The sequence below is a fragment of the Aneurinibacillus sp. XH2 genome, from assembly GCF_001439585.2.
GTDB lineage: Bacteria > Bacillota > Bacilli > Aneurinibacillales > Aneurinibacillaceae > Aneurinibacillus > Aneurinibacillus thermoaerophilus.
The window spans coordinates 926554-947699 of record NZ_CP014140.1 but is presented as its reverse complement, the minus strand read 5'-3'; the positions used below and the strand labels follow the sequence as shown (position 1 = coordinate 947699).

The window sequence follows — 21146 nt, the reverse complement described above, 5'->3', positions numbered from 1 at the left end:
TTTCATTAGATAGTTTGAACATTCGCCCCTTTTACAAGCAAATGCAAACGTTCCAAACTCTCCATAATTTTCTGTTTTTCTAATCCAAAGTCAATCAGCGCAGCAACCTGTGTAACACCTATCTCCTCTAGCTTTTTCAATACGGTTTTACACGTCTCTGGAGTACCCAGCAAGGAATAATGAGGAGAATACTTTCTAAGCATCAAGGTTTTCGCAATCTCTTCTTCGCGCTTACTTACATAATGGGGAGTAGCCTCTGCCAATGACAGGAAAGCATACTGGTACTCGTAAAAGGCATTTTTTACGACCTGTTCTACCGTTTTAAGGTCATAATCCAGATAGGTATGAAGCAAAATGGTTACATCTTTATCTTTTATACTATGTCCTCCATCTCGTAATCCCGCATAATACAACTCAATCTTCTGCTTTACATCATTCATATCATTAAAAATAAAATGAGTTAACAAATGGTATCCACGTTTCCCCGCTTCATAACAAGTCTTTTTTGAAGAGGCTACTGTTACGTAAATCGGGATTCGTTTCTGGTAGGTTTTAGGAAATATTGTTATATCTTTTTCTCGGTCATTCCAAAGGTTTTCAATCCTTTTCATCCCCTCCCACATTAGTTCTTTTCTATTATCGAAATTCTCTGGATTTTCTATAAAATCGTTAGGGTTCCAACCAGAAGCAAAGGAAACACTTACTCGCCCTTTTGACAATTGATCCACCATCGCCCATTCTTCTGCAATTCGAATAGGCGAATGGAGAGGCAATATGACACTCCCAACCTGAATACGCAGTTTTTTTGTTTCTCTTGCTACAGCCGCAGCAAAAACGGATGGACTAGGAAATAAGCCACCAAAAGTATGATAATGTCTTTCAGGAAACCAGACACCATACCAGTCGTGCTCCTCCGCAAACTGAATTACTTTGAATAAAAATTCATAGTGATTCTGCATATTTTGCGCTACAGAATCATTTATGTTTGAAAAAAAACTAACTGAGAATTTCATTACTCTTTCACCTCTCTGTGAAAACTCAACTGCTTGCACTGGAATAATTCCGAACAGCTGCCTTCCATAATAACCGAGTCAAAAACAATAATGCTAGTGGAGCAAAGATACCCCACATTATATTCGCTGTGCTTAATTGATTTAAGAGATACAATGGTCCGAAGTTACTTGCTAAAAACAACGGAATAATATAAATACCAATAGTCTGGATTATCTTACCATAAATTCTCGCTGGCATATGACCAAATTCCCAAATGTCATTGCTTAAGTCGTTCACAGATGATGTATTAATAAACCAAAATGAAAAGAGGTGCGGAATCAACATAATCGTATAACTAATTACAATTCCTCCGATTAAAAATAGCGCATAGCCTACGATATTAGCAAAACTAACCTCAATTCCCAATCGAACCCATCCCATCACTAATAGCACACTTCCAACTATTAAGTTTGGAATCGCCAAGCCGAAGTCTATATATCTCATTGTAGTAAGGAATTGTAGGGATATCGGTTTTGTAATATACAAATCTAATTTCCCTTCTTGTATATATTCCTCTGAAATTTTGAAAAAGTTAACGACAAAAAGGCTTACATATGCCCCTGTCACCAACATAAATGTGCCTGAGAACAATAGAATAGAATCTCTGCTTAATCCTTCGATAATCAAACCCGACTGGTATATTACGAAAATATAAATCAACTTCGATAATACAAAACCACTCTCCACAATGACTCCAACAAAGAAATTAAAACGATATTCCATCTGCGCCATCATACAATTTTTACCGAATAGATAATAAATCTTTAGTAATTTTTTTACTTCTCTAACCCATGCCACGTTTATCCACCTATAGCAATATATTTTTTAATACCAATACCCCATAAAAGTTTGGAGATAAGAGCAAAAGCCACAATCCAGAATACCTGTATACCCACTCCTCTCACTAGCTCCATACCTTGGTACTTCCCAATAAGCACATCTACTGGATAATTTACCGTATATTTAAAGGGTAAGTAGTTCAGAAAGGAGAGAATTGTATCACTAAAGACATCTAGTGGAAAAATCCCTCCACTTAAAATCACCAGTAAAATCTTCGGAGCTTCAAATATATAAGAGACATTCTCAAGCCAAAAGGCTATGGTAGTAATACAAAAGAAGATAAAGAAGTTTAATACGAGAGCAAGCAAAAGTGTAATAAGAAAATAACAGATATTAACAGGTCTAATCTCTACTTGAATCAGCCTATTTAACATGAACAAAATAATAAAGATTAAAATAAAACTGACAACAATATAAATTAGCTTAGAACCAAGAAAAGAATAGATTTTATAAGGAAGATAGCCAATCGGTCTAATTATAAATTTGTTAAGTCCACCCTCCTTTATATCTTCCGCTACATCATACTCAAAACCAGCTTGAATGATCCTGGCTGTCACTGCCGCAATCAGTGTATAAGTAATCATCTCCCGATATGTGTACCCAAAAACGGTAGAGCCAGGACTTTGACTATTAAAAATAGCTGTCCATAAGTAAGTCAATATGGTGATGGAGAATACACTTCCTACAATCCCCAAAACAAAATTAGCTCGATATTCAACTGCTGATTGTATACCTAATTGAAAAGTATGAATGTACTTCCTATAACTGCGCAACCTTCTCATTTTTCTCATCCTTCTTATACAAAATCGTAATGCTATCTTCGATGGGGATATCCTCTACATTAATGTCACTTACAGGCAAATGTTCTAATATCAATTTAGAATTTTGTTTTAATTGCTCGCGATCCAGCTCAATCAAACTTTCAAATTCATTGTGTTCTTTTACAATCCCATAAGCTTCTACAGCTGTTTGTGGAACAGGAGAGGAAAATTGAATTTTAACAAGCTTCTTCTGATTCAGTAATTCATTTACTTTGTTTAAGTTGCCATCATAGGCAATCTTTCCTTGATTGATAATAATAACTCTTTTACAAAGGTCTTCTACATCTTTCATATAATGCGTTGTTAGAATAATCGTAGCTTTCGTCTCTTCATTGTAATACTTCAAAAATTTACGAATACTTTTCTGGGAAATAAGATCTAATCCAATTGTAGGCTCATCCAAGAAAATAACCTTAGGTCGATGAATTAATGCAGCCACCAATTCTAGCTTCATTCTTTCTCCCAAAGAAAGTCTTCTCACCTGTACATCCAAAACATCCTTAACATCAAGTAACTCTGTTAGTTCATCCAATGTTTTTTGATACTCACGATCTTCAACTTCATAAATAAATTTATTTAAATATAGGGATTCATTAGCAGGTAAATCCCACCATAACTGACTTTTTTGTCCCATAACGATAGAAAAGTTCATTTTAAATTCCTTTTTACGCTCCCATGGAACATAACCCATCACAGTTGCTTCTCCACTTGTTGGATGCAAGATGCCCGATAAAATTTTCAAGGTTGTTGTTTTTCCAGCACCATTCGGTCCAAGAAAAGCTATCATCTCTCCTTCATCAATATCAAATGAAATCTTCTGTACCGCTTCCTTAACCAGCTTTTCCCGATGAAACAGGTTTTTAATAGAATTGAGTAATCCAACTTCTTTTCTGTAATAAGCATATTCTTTCCGTAGATTAGAAACGTGTATAAAACTCATACTTCCTCCTATTTTCTGACACTATCGCACAATTTTTCTACAAAAATACACTTTTAATACTCATTGTTTCTTAAGATTTCGCTGAAGTAACTACCATAGACACATAATTTCCGCAGAAACCAAAACTATTGATAAGCACAGACTCTACTGTTGCTTTCATACTACGTCCGATTACTGCGTGAATAGGACAGGCCCGATCGAGGTTTATCAAACCAATAGTCGTTGGTATTGCTTGACATTTCAAGGAAATTACCCCTGTAGCTAATCCCATTACTCCTGAACAACGTAATAAATGCCCAATAGCACCTTTATGGGAGCTAACCGGAATCATGTTCCCCTCTTCTATAGCCTCTACAATGCTCACTGCCTCAATAAGATCACCTTGTGGTGTGCCTGTTGCATGTGCCTGAATGCAATCAACTTTTTTACGCTTCGCTTCCTCTAGTGCTTCACGCATGGTTTGCATCGTACTCTCTTTATCTAGCTCAACCATATTTGTTCCATATCCACTAACAATATGACTAATTCCATCTATCCATGCTAGCGGCTTTTTCCCACGATCTCGCAAACATTCCTCTGACTCTAGTAAAATGACCCCCGCCCCTTCTCCTACTAAAATTCCATTACGATTTTGGTCGAAGGGACGTGCTGTGTCTGTTGAAATAGCTTTAACAATGTCAAGTGAAGCATATTCATATTCATTTAATAACTCTGCTCGTGCAATCATTACCATATCAAGCTGTTCTTGTGAAACAAGGCTTTTGGCCATTGCGATTGCAGAACTAATGGAAGAGCATGCTGCTGATACACGTAATACAGGTGTTCGCTCACGCCATGCAAAAGGGAGGAAATCCAAAGGATCTTTTACCCAGATCTCTGCCCTTTCTCCATATGTAGATGAAGAATCCCCACTCACAACTGGTAAAATAATAGCTTTCTTACAGCTCCGCCACGTCTCTATCTTGCATTCTGCTTGTTTCATTGCCTCTTCTAAGGCTTTGTTCAACCAAAATTTCGATATTGATTCCTCCAATTTGTCACTTTGAAAGTCAACTTGTCCACCCACTTGAGATCGAAACCCTCGAGCATCAAATCTGGTTAAAGGAGTAAGCGCGCTTTTTCCAGAAAACAGACCTTTAGAAAACGACTCAAGACCGAATCCATAAGGAGAAACAATACCCAGACCAGCTATACCCACTCTCACTCCTTGTCCCCCCTATGATTTGGTAAAGCAAATTGCCCAGTTGTCGTGATCGACATAACCAAACCTTGGCAATGAATTCTCTGATTCAAGCCAGGTCATTGCCTGTTCTAACTTACTTCCGTATAAACTATCATTTCCTGGATGCCTAAATGACCAATCCACTAATTTACCGATTGGTACTATCCCCCCCAGGGAAGTCTCTTTCATTAACGCCGCAACACTAATACTTCCAACAAAATTATCTGTTAAGGACCGTTCTCTATCTATATCAACTACTAACATTAAATCAGTACGATCCTCCTTTATCAGATTATACGCCCAGCCTAACCCGCTCAAACCACCATACAAGTCAGTCAATGTAGCTGAGGGTCCTTTAAAATTGAATTGTAAGGTAACAAGTGCAGTTGGGGAGCTTGAATCTATAGATAAACTCTGATGAGGTCTGATTCTTCTGCGCGGTTGATGGAAAGCATTAAGATAAGAATCAATTTCTATAGAGATAGCATTAGGCACATTCATAATGACTCCTCTTCGATCCGGTTCCGGTAAAAGATTTCTCTGTTCTAACAAAGAAACAACATAAGCAACGGATTGCAGAAGAAACGGTGCCAATTTTTGATGAATTTTGAACGGTTTTAGTGTAAGTGTTGAAGTGAAAGTTACATCATTTATTTTCCCAAACCATTTATTCGAGCTTATTTGTTCTTTATTTATAAAGAAATGATACCCGGTCACAACTGTAATCAATTCCCTATCCATCACCCTAACCTCTCCATATTTTTCAATATATGTTATTACAAACCAATTTATTTACATATTATCACCATATTTTCCAAAAAACAAGTTGCAGAAATTATATATTTATTACAATATACCATATTTTTCTTGTTATTATACAAAAATATATAGCGAAGTTGGCATAAAAAGAGTATTTGTACTAGCAATATTATCCCTCTCCCCTCTTCCTTTATCAGGTAGCGGAATGAAGAATGAAGCGAGTAAAAATTACGAATACTCATGGCTGGACAGTCAAAACATGACGAAAACAGGAACGGAAAGTCAAAGATCCTGCCTTACAAGCGCGTGTCATGGCGGTTCGTCTTGTCATGGAAGGCTATCTTAGAAAAGAGGTCGCCGCCACGCTAAATATTAAAAATAGTAAAAATATAATATATTTTTAAATTCATAGGGATGTTTTTTATTTGGAATATAGTACCAAATGATAGAGTTAAATTAAGTAAAAATATGTTAAAATATAGATTGTTATTTGATTTGTTAGGAGGGAGAATATTGAAGTGTAACTTTTTAAAAATTTTTTTATGGATAGGTTTTTTATTTTCTCTAAGCTATTTAATTTTTGATTTAATCCAAACTGGTGAAAAGAAATTTATCACTATATTTATAACTTTGGCTTTTTGTGTCCTTCTGTTTCTTTCGAATAAGGTTGCAGAAAATAATAATAAAGTGAGGGTGGAGTGGAAATATAAAGAGAAAAGGATGAAATCAAGTAATATTGTAGTGGCATCAGCTAATGTTAAAAATCCTGAATTTAATTATTCTTACGCATTTAATAGAGTTGGAGAAATAGGAGTTGATGAGGGTGTTGCAAAACTAAAGTGAAAATCCAAGCGAAAAATATATGAGATCACGGAATCAGGAAGACAGGCATTAATCGAGTGGATGAATGAGCCTAGCGAGCTGGAACAGACGCGCGACGATTTTCTGTTGAAGGCTACAATTCATGGCTTGTAGAGCCATCACAGATGATCAGGCAGGTTACGGAGATGAAGAAACAGCATGAAGAGAGATTAACGGCATACTTGGAAAAAGAAGGAACTTACCCGGATGCTCGAACCGTCCAACAGCGCTGACCCTATTGCCTCCAGCATCTCTGTAGTAGATTTCGGCATCCAATATGAACGGCTCTATATAGAATGGTGTGAGAATTTAATGAAAAAACTTTTAAGGGGCTAGGAAGTACTTAACTGATTCATGGAACTGCTTCGTGATTCGCCCCAACGATCTTCATGAGTTTGGATACGTCCAGGTATATGGAATCATGTTGATTTTTTCCCTATAATCAATTAGAATAAGATTACTATCTTGTTTAACAAGATAGCTTACTTTTGGTCATCTACCTTGTTAAACAAGATAGTATATGCACTACGGATTTGCCAAGCTCTGTAATATCGTAAAGGTTGTTCAGCAAAAAAATGGGGATAGTGGTGAATGAAGCGTGTCGTCTAAGAGTCAATTGCTCAAAGGAGTATTGGAAGGATGTATTTTAGCCGTAATTGCCAGTGAAGAAGTTTATGGATATGAACTTAGCGTTAAATTGGCAAAATACGGTCTATCATTTGTGAGTGAAGGGAGTATCTACCCCGTTCTTCTGCGCATGGAAAAGGATAAATTGATAGCTGGAACGCTCAGAGATTCGCCGAGCGGACCAAAACGCAAGTATTACCATCTGACGGAACAAGGGTACAAGGCTTTAGGGGCATTTAAAGAGATATGGTTGGATATGAAGAATTCAGTTGATCGTATCCTAAATCTAGGGAGTGAGAAAAATGATAGTTAAAGAGATGATTGACGCAAACAATGAACGGCGGAAGCTGTTGAACAAGAAAAACAAAGAGTATTATGAAAAGATGCTTATTTATTTGCGATTGAGTCCAATTCCCGAAAAGCGGACGGAGGAGTTGCTGCTGGAGATTCTTGATCATTTGCTGATTGCACAGCAGGAAGGAAGGTCAGCAGAAGAGGTATTTGGTGAGAATCCGGAAGCCTATTGCGAGGAACTGGTGCAATCAATGGGCAAATATTCTCCTTACAGCATTGGCCGTTTTCTCTTCATATTTGGTGTCGGACTATATGTGGGTTTTCTATATGACGGTATTTTCCGTTTGTTGATTGATCCTTTATTACATCGTTTTTTTAATCTGCCCCATAAAACAGGGATGGATGTGAGTATTTTTCTTTTCCCTATGTTTATGGTTTTCGCGGTAGATCTCGTCATGTTTTTTCTCAGGAAATCAACTTTTATGAAATTAGGCGGGCGTATACTTTGGGGCTATTTTCTGCCCTTAGCCTTTGTTTATATTGTTCCTCTGGTCATCTATTATTTCTTTAGGGATGAACTGCCAGTGATTCCTCTTCCGGCTTGGATGAGTTTGCTCATCGGAGTATTGCTTTGGATTATTCACAAAGCATTGTTTAAGCGCGTTAAAGTTTTTTGACCAACCGTTCACTTATTATGAATAATAACATATAGATGGCAATGAACATGATAACGATTTTTACCGTGCCAGTGCGGTTGTTCTATTCCTTGTTTATTTTTCAAAAAGGAGAAGACACGTTCAATTTTTGAATGGTGCAGAAATAAAGCGCGACCAAATACCAAATAGTGAGGTCTTTCCTTGATTCATCAACAGATACTTTCTGATTTAGACGTAAAACATATTCCTTTAGCTTTAATTGATAGTACTTATGACCAACAGGCAAAATGGGGCATGTCTACACGCCATAAGTGGTACAAGGGTTACAAGTTACATCTGGCAACAACACCGACAGGTATTATTTTGGCACAAGAATTAACAACAGCAAATGTGTACGATAGTGATGCTGTATCCGATTGATTAAGTCAACTTACAGATTTTAATATCCAAATGATGATTGGTGATTTGATATCCCCGCCCGTGTCGTCCGCAAGGTACTCTCGATTTTAATATCCAAATGATGATTGGTGATACCGCTTATGACAACAAAAAAGCACGCAAGCAATCAGAGGAACATGGCATCCTGTTTCTTTCACCAATTCATCCTCGAAAAGGTGATGGAAAGACTCTTGTAGTAGTGTACAAGCAAAAGAGGCTGAAGATTTACAAGAGCATTTACAAAAAATACAGGAAGAAGCTGAGTTAATTTATCCTTATATCAAAGTAAACGGTGAGCAAATAACTTTTGACGCTAAAGCTGCTGAACAAAATAATGTTCCTCAAGAATTAGTTGAAAGAACAAAAAATGAAATAAATAATTATGCTAACACTATGAAACAGAAACAAAGTTCCGCCACTCATGAAAATCAAAAAATGACTGTATATGCAGCCTCTAATTGTCAAGGAAAAAGCGGTACAGAAAGTACCTGGTATGGATCTATTGTGTATTATAATAGCTGTCAAGCAAATGCAATTGTTGGCCTATTAACAAGTGGAACTGGTGCAACGGCAACAGCAGCAGCTTTAGCAGCCTATCATAACAAACCTGTTACAGCTTTATATACAGGAGTTGCAGCTGGATTAATGACTATAGGTGCTGGTGTTGTTTCTGCTGCTAATGCATGGGGAACGGGCATAACAATTAGATATGTAGATTCGTATATTACTTCTGATCTACCTTTTTGGGTGTGGGCTCAATAAATAAAATGAGGTGAGGAAACTGACAAATATATCTAGAAAGGCTTGGCTTTTTCTTTCCATAGGATTAGGTATCATTACTAACAATTACTGTACTTACTGTAATTAACGCTTTAACTTTTATTATCGTTAGTTCTAAAAAATAAAGTTCATGCTTAAGCCGATTTTCAGTACATTAAGGAAATCGGCTTTTTTCATGTGAAACATCGCTTAGCGTATAAGATTTTTTATGAAAATAAAAAACAGGTTATGACCCATTTTTACACGTATCTCGGCTGAACCCCTTATAGAGATCGTATTGATCTTTCACAAAATCTAGCATAAATAAAAAATCGATCAGCTTATTGCTTTTAACCTACCTCGCCAAAAGTCTTCTACTTCTAAACATGAAGGTGTGATAACACGAGTGAAAGGAGGAAGGAGTATAGCTTACTTACTTCCAAAACGGTCGTGGGTATGCAGACGCGGCTGGTTTCTTGCCGCGCGCTCGGCATGTTCCAATGCTTCTTCAGATCCTGCAAGAACGGCGAACTCTCGGCATTGATTAATCCCCCAAGCACCCTTCTCTCGGGCAAGCGCATCTTGTAGGGAAAGGTCAATGTCAAGGGGGTTGAAAGGATGAAGTGGCTTCGGCTGATTCGTGACGGTATGCGTCTCACGTATCATCACACTCACCTCCTTGCCGCCTAACAACCAGTCTCTGATTTTTCAGATGCTATCGTCACAATAGTTCCCTGGGCGGTGGCACAAAGTGTCTCCTCTCCTCCATCCTTGATAACGAGAACATCACAGCGACATACCGCTTGGAGTTTGCCGGCATAAACAACAGTCCCACGGGCGACGAGCTTCTCCCCAATGGCAGGCCTCAGGTAGTTTATCTTGTATTCGGATGTCAAGACATTCGGCCCCAGAACCGAGCCACCAACGAAGGTTAGTGCGTTGTCAGCCGCATAACTGAGAACACCGCCGTGAACGAATCCGTTTTGTTGCAACAATTTTTCGTGCACCGGAAGCTCCAATACAACTTCGCCGGGCTGAAACACCATAAGTTTCGTTCCAAGAAGTCTGCTGAAAGATTGCGCTGCCAATGCATGTTGACCAATACTGAATAATTCATTGCTCTCCATCACTTCAACCTCCTTTTATAATGAACCTCCCCCACCTACGCCGGAGACGTGGAGGAAGGGGTCTTCTCGCGTGTCATATCAAAATATTTCGTGGTTAATTTCCTTCATTTTCCGTATTGCTTCGCTTTAACTCCCACAACCGAGCTTCAAAGGCTTCTTTGAAACTTAGCAATTCATCCCTTAAAACGGTTAATTCTTCAATTTGCTCTTCTACTTGCTTGATTTTCTCCACACCGTATTCGATGGTTCGTTCCAGCTGTTTTACTCCTAAGCGATCTTCATAAAAAAGATCGAGCATTTCTTTGATTTCGTCCAGACTAAAACCAAATCGCTTTCCTCTAAGAATCAATTTCAGCCTGGCTCTGTCCGCTTTTGTGTAACGTCGGGTGCCCCCCGGTGAACGAGTTGGATGCAACAACCCCCTTTCTTCGTAATAACGAATCGTTCGGGTGGATATATCCAATTCACTGGATAATTGAGATATAGAGTAGGTTTCTTGCCTCTTCATCAGCCGTGATCACCTTTTCCTTATATGACTGTCAATTTTGATTATACTAAAAATTCTATTTAACGTAAACGTTATATATTTATCCTATTATATATTTACGAAAAAAAGGGGGCCCAAAGTGATGGGGCCCCTCTTTTTTTGCTTTCATTAGATTGCGAAATATTCATTCACACGCTCTTCAGTCATGCGATTGCCGACAATAAACGTGCCGAACTCGCCGAAACGCGCGCTCGCTTCGTCAAAACGCATCTCATACACCAGCTTTTTGAATACAATCGGATCATCCGCAAATAGCGTGACGCCCCATTCCCAATCGTCTAGTCCAACGGAACCAGTAATGATTTGCGTAACGCGTCCCGCGTAACTGCGCCCGATCATGCCGTGACTGCGCATCATCGCGCGGCGCTCTTCCATCGACAGCATATACCAGTTGTCATTGCCTTCGCGTTTCTTGTTCATCGGATAGAAGCAAATATGCTTCGTTTTTGGAAGAATTGGCTTCAGACGCGCCTGAATCGCCGGGTCAGCCTCAGGGTTTTCAGCCTGAGAGACGTAACTGCTTAGTTCGACAACAGAAACGTACGAATATGTTTGTATGGTATACATCGCAAATTGCGTCTTGTTGAATTCTGCCTCCAACGCATCCAGTTCTTCTAGGGTTGGGCGTAAATGCATAAACGCGATATCCGCTTTATGACCGACTACGGAAACCATCGTGCTGCTTCCCTGCTTGTTCGCTTCTACATCCCCCCATTTATGCATAAATGCGATCAACTCTTCCAGCGCCGCCCGACGTTCTTCTTCTGAAGCGCTTTTCCAAGCTGCCCAGTCAATGGAACGGAAGTCATGCAGGGCAAACCAACCTTCAAGCGTGTTTACTGCTTCACTCATCATCGTTCAACTCCTTATTATTTCTTCGTTTATGTATCCTTCTTCCACTATTTTTCATTATAACAAAAACCGCATTCAATTTTGTTTATATTTTTCTTGCTCTGCCTGTGCCAAGTCCGTAATAAACGAACCAAACAGCTTTGTAGCTTGATTCATACCGGTTGTTGGCTGCTCTTCCACGAGCACCGCAATGGCATAGCGCGGTTTTTCACGCGGAACATAACCGACAAACCAGTGGTTGTTTTTTGGCTCATCCCTCACGATTGTTTGCGCTGTACCGCTTTTACCAGCTACCTTCCACGGCAATCTTTTCAGGATGGTAGCTGTTCCCTGATCCACGACATCTTCCATAAATTTGCGAAGCGTACTTGCCGTAGCGGGTGAAATGTCCGCTCCATCTAACGGTCGATCCTCAAAACGGTAAAACGTTGTACCGTTCTGATAATTAACGGACTGAACAACACGGACTTTTTGTTTTTTCCCCCCGGAAGCAATAATCGCCGCCATATTCGCCGCCTGCATCGGGGTCAGTTGCACATCGCGCTGTCCGATCCCTGTTTGAATTAGAATTCCCTCGTCCTTTACCGGTATATCATGTGCAAATACCTGTCCCCGATCCTCGCTATCAAACTGCCGAAATTTGCCCAGCTTATAAAATGGGAGCTTTTCCCACCCGATTTGCTGATTTAACCCGAGCTTGACCGCATATTGCTGAAGCTTCTCCGGGCCAACTTTTTTGACGATTTCAGCAAACGCAATATTGCATGATTGAGCGAATGCCTGTTCAAATGTAATGTCACCGTGCCCCTCTTTCTTCCAGCAAGAAAAACCATATTTACCCAGATTTCCTTTGCATGTGAAGTGATCGTCCGGTTTTACCACCCCTTCCTCCAGCGCCGCTGCAGCCACAACAATTTTGAAGATGGAACCGGGGATCGCTTGCTTTATTGCCCGATTTCTCCACGCGTCGGAAGCCGTATTCGCCTTTGATGGATCTAAATTCGGCCGCGATACCATGGCCAATACATCTTTCGTCTCCACATCAAGCACGACCGCGGCTCCTTTTCGTACCGGAGAGCTGTCGAATGCCTTTTCCAGTTGTTCTTGAATAGTGGTGTCAATCGTTGTGACAAGCGTGAGCGGATAAAAAGAATTGTCCGCTTTCTGCAGCCGCACATCGAGACCGTTTAATGGATTGCCGCGTCCGTCCACATAATACGAAACCGATGTCTCCCCGACGCCCATAAGAAACGGCTGAAACGTTCTCTCCAGCCCTGCTATGCCGACTTTGCTTGTAGGCTTGAGCACCCCTGCCTCTACATCTTCTTGGTATTTTTCTTGAATCAGCTTCGGATTTTGCCCGATATACCCGATAACATGACGGGCCAGCCAATTTTTTGGATAACGTGTCGTTACAGGTAGCGGAACGACACCGGATAGATTCAACTCGCGGATTTGTCGCGCTTGGTCTTCACGCAGAGAAATAATATTCCCGTCCTTGTCCTGCCAGAATCCGGCGTGCTTTACGCTCGACAAAAGCATGCCTGCTTCTTCTTTTGTAATACCTAAAATTTGCCCCAGCTTACCAACTTTCCCACTATCCCCAAGCGAATATCGCACCAGCGGAAAAATAGCCAACCCTATTTGTTCATCGCCGGTCAAGGGATTTCCCTTGCGATCGTAAATCATACCGCGCCCGGTATTGAGCACAATTTTCTCCCGACGCTGCGCCACGGCCCGTTCTACAAGATCCACATTATGTACCGAAAAAGAACGAGTAGCAATAACCTGAATCCAGGCCAACCGGGTAATAATACCTGTATACAGGAACGTAAACAGCAAAAGCACGATAAACATCCGGCGCTTTTTCCGATTGAGTGACATAAGAAAGCCCCTTTCCCAAATCGGTAGACTATTTATTCAGTTTTGCCGGGCGATAAGGGGAATAAACACGAAACAGGCCGGAAAATCATAATAAGAAAAAGCCGGGCTTTTATCGCATTGCAAACGCCGGCTTTTCCATATGTGTAAATTACATTCCAGCCGAAAGCGACTGGAGCACAGTATCAATTTTTGTGGAAAGCAAGTCAATAGCCACACGGTTCTGTCCACCTTCCGGAACAATGATGTCCGCGTAGCGTTTAGTCGGTTCGATAAACTGCATGTGCATGGGACGCACAACCGTTAAATATTGTTCCACGACCGACTCGAGCGTACGGCCACGTTCCTCGATATCACGCAGTATACGGCGGATAATACGCACATCTGCGTCCGTATCCACAAATACTTTAATATCCAGCAAGTTACGGAGCCGCTCATCTTCTAAAATAAGAATGCCTTCAAGAATAATAACATCTTTCGGTTCGATCCATACCTTTTCTTTGGCCCTTGTATGCCGTTTATAGTCATATACGGGCTTCTCAATCGGTTCGCGTCGACGCAGACACTTCAAGTGCTCAATAAGCAGATCAGTATCAAACGCCATGGGATGATCGTAGTTCGTTTTCGTCCTTTCTTCAAACGTAAGATGAGATTGATCCTTATAATAAGAATCCTGTTCAATCATCACGACGTTCATATTTTCAAACCGACGGTAAATCTCGCGAGCGACCGTCGTTTTGCCGGAGCCAGTGCCGCCCGCCACACCAATAATAACAGGTGTTACCATTCTTACTTTTTCTCCTTGCGCATCATATCATAACGGCTGACCGGACGAGCTACGCGCAGCTTTATAGTCTGCATTGCGTGCGGTGCGGACGCAATTTCCTCCCCGTCCTCATTCCACATTTCTTTTACCTTCTGCGCAAAACGATCAAGCGTCGGACCGAAAAATTCGACCGTATCTCCCACGCTGAATTTATTGCGCTGCTGCAGCGTCGCAATTCCAGTTTCTGGATCATAATCAAGCACAAGACCCGCAAAATCGTATTGCGGCATCTCTTCATTTTCTCCGTATAATTGATCTTTCTCTGTCGGTACGCCATAAAAGAAACCTGTCGTTAGCGAACGATGGGATGCTTTCCTGATTTCTTCCATCCATTCTGGGTTCAGCTTGTAGTTATCCGGGTCAGCACAGTACGCATCCACCGCCCGGCGGTACTGGTTGGTTACGGTCGCCACATAATGAATGCTCTTCATCCGCCCTTCGATTTTGAAACTGTCTACACCCGCTTCAATCATGTCTGGCAGGAATTCAAGCATACACATATCTTTCGAACTCATCGTAAATTGTGGATCGTTCTCACTAAACATCGGCAGCGCTTTTTTGCCGATTTGTTCCATTGATTCATCATCTTTCGGTAACTCCTCGAACATATCATACTGCCAGCGACAGGATTGCGAACACCCGCCGCGATTTGAGTCGCGCGCCGTAAAGTGGTTGGATAGCACGCAGCGCCCAGAATAGGAAATGCACATCGCTCCGTGTACAAACGCCTCGATTTCAATATCAACATGCTTTTTGATCTCACAGATTTCGCGGATAGAGACTTCACGTGCAAGCACTACGCGACTTACACCCTCATCTTTCCAAAACTGCACTGTCTGCCAGTTCGTAGTCGAAGCCTGAGTGCTCAAATGGAGCTCCAAATCGGGCGCCGCCTGTTTCGTGCGCTCAATTAGCGCAGGGTCGGCTACAATGATCGCGTCGATGCCGACACGCTGCAAGTTGCGCATAAAATCGTCCACCTGATGCAAATCTTCATTGTGTGCGATAATGTTGGTCGCCACAAATACTTTTGCGCCATGCTCATGCGCAAATTCGACAGCCGCCTGCATTTCATCAAATGAGAAGTTGTCCGCGTTCGCGCGCAGGCCAAGGCTTTGGCCACCAATATATACTGCGTCCGCACCGTAACGCACTGCAAATTTCAGCTTTTCCAAATTGCCGGCCGGCGCCAGCACTTCCGGCTTTTTCAGAATGGTTCGGCGCGGCGTTACAATTTTTTTATCGGAAATGACGTTTATTTCCGTCATGGATTATCACCTCATTAATAAACTTGCTCTTTAAAGAAAAAGCCTGTCGTAAGTTCCCGATCGGCCGGCTGAATGGCGCGCAATTCTTCCATTAATCCACCTACTATGTCCCTGAATTTATCCGGACTTTCGGCGTACGCGTCAATCGCACGGCGGTAAATGGAAACGACTTTTACGTTATAGTCTGTGTCCTTCATAATTCCTTCAATCTTAAAGCTGTCAATTTCCGCTTCCATCAGTTCATCGAGATACTCAAGGATGCAGATGTCTTCTGCGCTCATAATATGAGTACCGTTCCTATCTTCATAAATCGGATAATGTAAATCCTCACGCTTTTCTTCCGTAATGAACAGCCTGCGATCCATTCCAGCCGATTTGGCTTCCTGGCCTTTGAATTTTTCGTAGTTAGACACCAGGTCACGACGGGAATGGAAAATACACGTCATCCCGTGTACCTGTACCTGAATTTCCACATCCGCGTTTTCTTTGATTTCAAAAATCGCGTCCATATTCAACTCACGCGCCACAAACGCGCGCGTCGCACCTTTGCTACCCCAATAGTTAATCGTCTCATAGTTTGTCGTCAGCACTTCCGCATTCCAGTGCAGCGGTGTTTTCAGCCCAAGCTGACGCGCCGTTACAAGAACCGCGGTATCGCCGAAAACAATCGCATCCACACCGATGTCTTCAAGCGCACGCAAGTATCCGGGCAACTCTGCTAAATCATCATTATGAAATAAAGCATTAACCGAGATATATACTTTTGCCTTCCGCCCATGCGCGAGCTCCGTCGCCTGACGAATATCATCCAGTTCAAAATTTCCCGCGACCCGGAGGCCAAATCGTTCATGGCCGATACTTACCGCATCTGCTCCGGCGTCAATGACCCGTACAAGCTCATCCAGATCGGCAGCCGTACAGAGCAATTCCGGTTTTTTCACATTACTTCCCCCCGTTTTATGCATAAAGCTAATCCATCTCCTATGGAAACAAATGACGTCTCAAGCGCCGGATGTTCAGCCAAAAAGTGATTAAACGCGCGCAATTTTTTTATCATGCCGCGCCTGCTTTTAGGAACATCTTCGTCTGCTTCAGCGATCATGCCGCGAAAAAAGACGTTATCACAAATTAAAAGCCCGCCTTCCACTAAATACGGCACATACGTATCAAAATAAGTGCGATACTGCCCCTTAGCCGCATCGAAAAAGATGCAATCAAAACGAGGCTCGCCATCGAGCCCGTCCCGTGCATCCTGATGAAACACGGTAATCCGGTCGCTTACACCCGCTTCAGCGAAGTTTTGCCGTGCGCGCCGCACCATTTCCTCCGAAATCTCAATGGACGTAATGTGGGCGTCCGGCGCCGCCTGCGCAAGCCAAATGGTAGAATACCCGATCGCCATACCTACTTCTAGAATCCGCTTCGGCTTATGCATAGTGAGCAAAAAGCGGATAAACTGAATACTGGGCAACTGGATAATCGGGATGCGCTCCGCAGCAGCTTCGCGTTCCATCCGCATAAGAAGTTCCGCACGCGGCGGAATGAGCGACTCCATATAACGATTGACTTTGTTTGAGGTTATCATTATTTTACACCCCATCGTTTCTTTATAAACTTTTATATAATAACATATCCATAGTGTAAAATCTATTTTTGGTTTGCTTTGCTTTTGTCAATATTTCTGAGGTGTTCCTCATATGTTGTCGCAAAATAATGCTGGCCTGTGCCGTCCTTTTTCGTTACATAAAACAAATAGTTATGCTTCTCCGCGTTGACGACCGCATCAAGCGCCGCTTCGCCAGGATTGGCGATCGGTCCCGGTGGGAGTCCTTTTACTTTATAGGTGTTGTACGGATTGTCCATTTTCAGATCGCTATACGTTATCCGTTCCTTCTGTTTATCGAATAAGTACTGTATCGTTGCATCCGCCTGCAAGGGCATTTGCTTCGCTAGGCGGTTAAAATAGACACCTGCTACTTTTTTGCGTTCATTCTCAGCGCGTACCTCTCGTTCGACAATGGACGCAAGCGTAATTGCCTGATGTTTACTCAAATTACGCTGTTTCAATTTGTCTTCCCATTCTTCGTTCCACACTTCTTCAAAACGGTCAAGCATCCGCCCGATAATTTCATGCTCTGTTATTCCTTTTTTAAACTCATACGTATCTGGAAACAAATATCCTTCCAGTCTGTACTTCATTCGCTTGTCTGCTGGAATGCCTTTTACAATTTCCTGAGCGAACTTTCCCTGGTTTACTTCGCGCAAAAAAGCATCTTTTTTAACAAGCCCTTTTTCCGAAAGTCGTGCAGCAATCTGTTCAACCGTAAAGCCCTCCGGAATGGTCACAGTAATAGTATCTTTATAAACATCCCCGTTTGACATTTTCACAAGTAATTCGTCGATCGACTGCCCTACGGTTAACTGATATTTCCCGGCTTTTAGGTCAGAGCCTTTGCCTTTTATTTTTGCATAAAGGGAAAAAAGGTGCGCGTCTTTAATCAAATTGTTCTCTTCAAGAATTTTTCCTATCCGGCCCACCGATGAATTCGGAGGAATTTCCACTACTTTCTTCTTCCCTTTTTCCTCCTTGACAGGCTGAAGACCATTCCAAATATAGTAATAAATTCCACCTATTACAAGCGCAAACAAGAGCAAAGTTGTAAACGCAAATGTAATGGTCTTACGCACAACGCTTCCTTTCTGATTTCGCATTGGCAATATCCTCTCTCTTTCTCTATCGTTTTCCATCGCTTTATTATACAACAAACTTATCGAAACGTCGTACGGAAAAACGAGGGACGAAGAGGGCCAAGAAGAACGTTTTTCCGTTATGATGTGACGTTCCGGTATTGTCATATGCTTCATCGCTTAGGGGTTTGCTGGAAGCACACAACCTGTGTGCTATCCAGAGCGTTTTTTTATTATTTCCATGAAGGAAGCGACCAGAATGGCTTTGTCATAAGCGTTATGGTCACCGCAGCTAATGTCCATGACAGTCAAATCTTTTCGGACGTTTTTGAACAAGTCGTGGAACATGTAGGAAAACCGGAGGCTGCAAAACGGGGAATCGACACATTTGGGCGAATTACTTGGACGAAGCAAAGCATCTGCGATACAGAAGTGAATAAACGCCTGTATGCATAATGGAAAGAAATGGTTGAACACGTATTTGCATATTTAAAGGAGAAGCATGGATTGCGTTGGCCCCCTTTACGATGACTAAAGAAAGGGACGAAGCAAGCAATGCTTGTTTTTACTCTCTTAGCTTTTGTTGATGTTGTTTAAGCATATCTTCTAAGTATTCTATAGACTTTCCTTTAGGAATACTTAAAGAGGACCAGTTTTCATTTTTAATTTGCTTACCAATGTAAACAATTTGTCCAATATGGTATGAATAGTGGGAAATTTGCCTTTGTATGGCTTTTACAACAGAGTGAGCTTCGCCGCGAATATAAATAGTTTTTAATAGGTCATTCTCCGTTAAACTGTGCAAGGTAGTAAAGAGAGTGTTCCACCCATCCTCCCATGCTTGAAGAAGGGCTTTTTTTGTTGGGTATCCTCCTTTAAACTCATCATCCCGGTTTCTATTAGGCTTTTCACCATCTGTTGTTAGGAAGTCCGTCCATCTTGAAAGCATATTTCCACTGAGATGTTTGATAATAATGGCGATACTGTTTGACTGACTCGTTGGACACCAGTGTAATTCCTCGATGTCTAGTTGAGAAATGGTTTTTTCTCCTAAATCTTTGATAGTTTTGAAATTAGCAATGACACATTGTAAGTATTCATTTTGAATGCTCATTTTTCTCCCCCTTTTAAAATGACATATTAATAAGATTATACAAAAAAATGAAATCACCTTCTTGGAGAAGCGAGGTGCATATCCGATAACAGTCATTACAGCAAAAACCCGGAATTCGACCATTTTCAGCCAAAATCCGGGTTTCTTCGTTTAGCCCTATGAATGTTCATTGGAACGAATTATCCTTCAGCCAATCTGCAAACGCGTCAGCCGCGCGCTCCCATTCATCTTCCGCTTCAATCGGCGCAAGGGCGGGAGTTCCGTTCTGCGAAAAAGAATACTTAAAAAGGTACGGATGCGGATCAGCAAAGCTTGCGGGTTGAAGCAACGCATACGTCTGCTCATTCACCCTCATTTCAAACGCGATATCATATCGTTCTGTTCGTCCTAGCTGCTCATCATACCACTCGACTTGGTTTCCCCAGGAATCGCGCAAATGCCTTACCTCCACCGCGTGGCCCGTTTTTTTCCGCACGGATTAGACTTCCTCGTTATCCAGCTCGTTCATGAGTGTTTCAAATGTGGCTTCTACCTGCTCCCATTCCTTCTCGTCCTCAATCGGCTGTAGTGTATCCGTTCCATCGTAACGAAGGAATTCTACTTCGTACTCTTCCTGATCTTCCTGATCGGCCGGAACAAGGCAGAGGTACACCCGATCTTCGATTTCAAAAATATACATGACAAGATATTCATATTCATGACCTGATTCTTCATCCGTAAGCGTGATGTATTCGCCCACTTCGATTCCCATTTTGTCCAAATCCATACGGATAACCTCCTATTTCTGGGCATCCAGGTAATTTTGCAAAATCATTACCGCTGCCATTTTATCAATCACTTGTTTTCGTTTTTTACGGCTGACGTCAGCTGAGAGCAACACCTTTTCCGCCGCCATTGTCGTTAAGCGTTCATCCCACAGTTTGACAGGAAGACGCGAACGGTTGTGCAGATACTCCGCGAAAACCTGGCACATTTCACCTCGCGGGCCGATTGTACCATTCATATTTTTCGGCAATCCAACAATAATTTCTCCAACATCATACTGCTTTATGAGTTCTTCGATGCGGAGATAATCTTTTTTTCTGCTTTCCCGCTGAATCGTCTCAATTCCCTGCGCTGTCCAGCCAAGTTCGTCGCTGATTGCGACGCCGATAGTTTTCTCTCCAACATCTAGTCCCATGATACGCATACATTCTCCCTCAACATATCCGCGCGTGTCATGCCCGGCTTTTGTCATCTAGAAAAAACCGGGCTACGCGTTCAAGGAATTCCCCCTTGTTATTGGTTCGAGCGAAGATATGAACGGACAAGCTCCTCAATTAATTCATCGCGCTCCAGCTTGCGGATAAGCGTGCGGGCGTTATTGTGGCGCGGGATGTAGGCTGGGTCGCCGGAGATTAAATAGCCGACAATTTGGTTAATCGGGTTATATCCTTTTTCTTCGAGCGCCTCGTATACTTGCAACAGGACTTCCCGGGCATCTACCTCGACTTCGTCCTGCTTAAAGTTAAATTTCATTGTATGATCCATGGAACTCACTGCCTAGCACCTCTTTCAAAGGATCTTATTCCTT

26 protein-coding genes and 1 pseudogene are annotated in these 21146 nt (G+C 41.8%); 6 read left to right on the top strand and 21 right to left on the bottom strand.

Features of this window, described 5'->3' with window-relative positions; all coding sequences use genetic code 11:
* Nucleotides 1-5: 5 nt before the first annotated feature.
* The 6 genes from ACH33_RS04610 to ACH33_RS04585 form a co-directional block, all read right to left on the bottom strand.
* Nucleotides 6-1013, bottom strand: a complete 1008-nt coding sequence (locus ACH33_RS04610; RefSeq protein ID WP_057897975.1) for a MupA/Atu3671 family FMN-dependent luciferase-like monooxygenase — start codon at nt 1011-1013, stop codon at nt 6-8.
* A gap of 25 nt (nt 1014-1038) precedes the next feature.
* Nucleotides 1039-1851: an ABC transporter permease gene (locus ACH33_RS04605; RefSeq protein ID WP_057897974.1), complete on the bottom strand. Its 813-nt coding sequence runs from the start codon at nt 1849-1851 to the stop codon at nt 1039-1041.
* 2 nt (nt 1852-1853) lie between these two features.
* A complete protein-coding gene (locus ACH33_RS04600) occupies nt 1854-2675 on the bottom strand; it encodes an ABC transporter permease (protein ID WP_057897973.1) in 822 nt (273 codons plus the stop codon).
* Nucleotides 2653-3654, bottom strand: coding sequence for an ABC transporter ATP-binding protein (locus ACH33_RS04595; protein WP_057897972.1), 1002 nt, complete (start codon nt 3652-3654; stop codon nt 2653-2655). Before ACH33_RS04595 ends, ACH33_RS04600 begins: the two co-directional genes overlap by 23 nt.
* Nucleotides 3655-3724: 70 nt before the next feature.
* Nucleotides 3725-4858: a beta-ketoacyl synthase N-terminal-like domain-containing protein gene (locus ACH33_RS04590; RefSeq protein WP_057897971.1), complete on the bottom strand. Its 1134-nt coding sequence runs from the start codon at nt 4856-4858 to the stop codon at nt 3725-3727.
* Nucleotides 4859-4870: 12 nt separating this feature from the next.
* Entirely contained in the window at nt 4871-5617 is a 747-nt protein-coding gene (locus tag ACH33_RS04585) for a beta-ketoacyl-[acyl-carrier-protein] synthase family protein (RefSeq protein ID WP_057897970.1), read from the bottom strand.
* A 531-nt stretch (nt 5618-6148) separates the two neighbouring features.
* Here ACH33_RS04585 and ACH33_RS19075 point away from each other — a divergent pair.
* From ACH33_RS19075 to ACH33_RS04560, 5 genes are all read left to right on the top strand, one after another.
* Entirely contained in the window at nt 6149-6478 is a 330-nt protein-coding gene (locus ACH33_RS19075) for a hypothetical protein (protein WP_057897969.1), read from the top strand.
* Between the two features lie 616 nt (nt 6479-7094).
* On the top strand, nt 7095-7436 hold the full coding sequence (locus tag ACH33_RS04575; RefSeq protein WP_057897968.1) for a PadR family transcriptional regulator: 342 nt from the start codon (nt 7095-7097) through the stop codon (nt 7434-7436).
* Nucleotides 7437-7473: 37 nt separating this feature from the next.
* On the top strand, nt 7474-8094 hold the full coding sequence (locus ACH33_RS04570; RefSeq protein ID WP_162264999.1) for a DUF1129 family protein: 621 nt from the start codon (nt 7474-7476) through the stop codon (nt 8092-8094).
* Nucleotides 8095-8274: 180 nt separating this feature from the next.
* On the top strand, nt 8275-8493 hold the full coding sequence (locus tag ACH33_RS04565; RefSeq protein WP_062731146.1) for a transposase: 219 nt from the start codon (nt 8275-8277) through the stop codon (nt 8491-8493).
* A 411-nt stretch (nt 8494-8904) separates the two neighbouring features.
* Nucleotides 8905-9273: a hypothetical protein gene (locus tag ACH33_RS04560; protein WP_057897966.1), complete on the top strand. Its 369-nt coding sequence runs from the start codon at nt 8905-8907 to the stop codon at nt 9271-9273.
* Nucleotides 9274-9699: 426 nt separating this feature from the next.
* On the opposite strand, the gene ACH33_RS04555 is transcribed toward ACH33_RS04560, so the two are convergent.
* From ACH33_RS04555 to mltG, 10 genes are all read right to left on the bottom strand, one after another.
* Nucleotides 9700-9936, bottom strand: a complete 237-nt coding sequence (locus ACH33_RS04555; protein ID WP_057897965.1) for a hypothetical protein — start codon at nt 9934-9936, stop codon at nt 9700-9702.
* Nucleotides 9937-9956: 20 nt separating this feature from the next.
* Entirely contained in the window at nt 9957-10397 is a 441-nt protein-coding gene (locus ACH33_RS04550; protein ID WP_057897964.1) for a PaaI family thioesterase, read from the bottom strand.
* Nucleotides 10398-10491: 94 nt separating this feature from the next.
* Entirely contained in the window at nt 10492-10905 is a 414-nt protein-coding gene (locus tag ACH33_RS04545; protein ID WP_057897963.1) for a MerR family transcriptional regulator, read from the bottom strand.
* A gap of 147 nt (nt 10906-11052) precedes the next feature.
* Nucleotides 11053-11796: a hydrogen peroxide-dependent heme synthase gene (hemQ, locus tag ACH33_RS04540; RefSeq protein ID WP_057900241.1), complete on the bottom strand. Its 744-nt coding sequence runs from the start codon at nt 11794-11796 to the stop codon at nt 11053-11055.
* A gap of 75 nt (nt 11797-11871) precedes the next feature.
* Nucleotides 11872-13680, bottom strand: a complete 1809-nt coding sequence (locus ACH33_RS04535) for a peptidoglycan D,D-transpeptidase FtsI family protein (RefSeq protein WP_057897962.1) — start codon at nt 13678-13680, stop codon at nt 11872-11874.
* Nucleotides 13681-13828: 148 nt separating this feature from the next.
* Nucleotides 13829-14464: a uridine kinase gene (gene udk, locus ACH33_RS04530; RefSeq protein ID WP_057897961.1), complete on the bottom strand. Its 636-nt coding sequence runs from the start codon at nt 14462-14464 to the stop codon at nt 13829-13831.
* Nucleotides 14465-14466: 2 nt separating this feature from the next.
* Nucleotides 14467-15762, bottom strand: coding sequence for a peptidase U32 family protein (locus ACH33_RS04525; RefSeq protein WP_408863347.1), 1296 nt, complete (start codon nt 15760-15762; stop codon nt 14467-14469).
* A 23-nt stretch (nt 15763-15785) separates the two neighbouring features.
* A complete protein-coding gene (locus tag ACH33_RS04520) occupies nt 15786-16712 on the bottom strand; it encodes a peptidase U32 family protein (protein WP_057900240.1) in 927 nt (308 codons plus the stop codon).
* Nucleotides 16709-17356, bottom strand: coding sequence for an O-methyltransferase (locus ACH33_RS04515; RefSeq protein ID WP_057897959.1), 648 nt, complete (start codon nt 17354-17356; stop codon nt 16709-16711). Before ACH33_RS04515 ends, ACH33_RS04520 begins: the two co-directional genes overlap by 4 nt.
* 62 nt (nt 17357-17418) lie before the next feature.
* Nucleotides 17419-18483 (bottom strand): endolytic transglycosylase MltG, encoded by a 1065-nt coding sequence (gene mltG / locus ACH33_RS04510; RefSeq protein WP_057897958.1) that lies wholly within the window; start codon nt 18481-18483, stop codon nt 17419-17421.
* 356 nt (nt 18484-18839) lie between these two features.
* Between mltG and ACH33_RS20525 the strand changes: the two are divergent.
* A pseudogene (locus ACH33_RS20525) lies at nt 18840-18987 on the top strand (IS5/IS1182 family transposase); the annotation flags it as partial.
* A 37-nt stretch (nt 18988-19024) separates the two neighbouring features.
* On the opposite strand, the gene ACH33_RS04500 reads toward ACH33_RS20525, so the two are convergent.
* The 5 genes from ACH33_RS04500 to ACH33_RS04480 form a co-directional block, all read right to left on the bottom strand.
* Nucleotides 19025-19573, bottom strand: a complete 549-nt coding sequence (locus ACH33_RS04500) for a DUF1572 domain-containing protein (RefSeq protein WP_057897956.1) — start codon at nt 19571-19573, stop codon at nt 19025-19027.
* Between the two features lie 166 nt (nt 19574-19739).
* Nucleotides 19740-20048, bottom strand: a complete 309-nt coding sequence (locus ACH33_RS04495; RefSeq protein ID WP_057897955.1) for a DUF1292 domain-containing protein — start codon at nt 20046-20048, stop codon at nt 19740-19742.
* Between the two features lie 3 nt (nt 20049-20051).
* Nucleotides 20052-20339 (bottom strand): DUF1292 domain-containing protein, encoded by a 288-nt coding sequence (locus ACH33_RS04490; protein ID WP_057897954.1) that lies wholly within the window; start codon nt 20337-20339, stop codon nt 20052-20054.
* Nucleotides 20340-20351: 12 nt separating this feature from the next.
* Complete coding sequence (ruvX, locus tag ACH33_RS04485; RefSeq protein ID WP_057900239.1) at nt 20352-20762, bottom strand: Holliday junction resolvase RuvX; 411 nt, start codon at nt 20760-20762, stop codon at nt 20352-20354.
* 89 nt (nt 20763-20851) lie between these two features.
* Nucleotides 20852-21112, bottom strand: coding sequence for an IreB family regulatory phosphoprotein (locus ACH33_RS04480; protein WP_057897953.1), 261 nt, complete (start codon nt 21110-21112; stop codon nt 20852-20854).
* Nucleotides 21113-21146 lie beyond the last annotated feature (34 nt).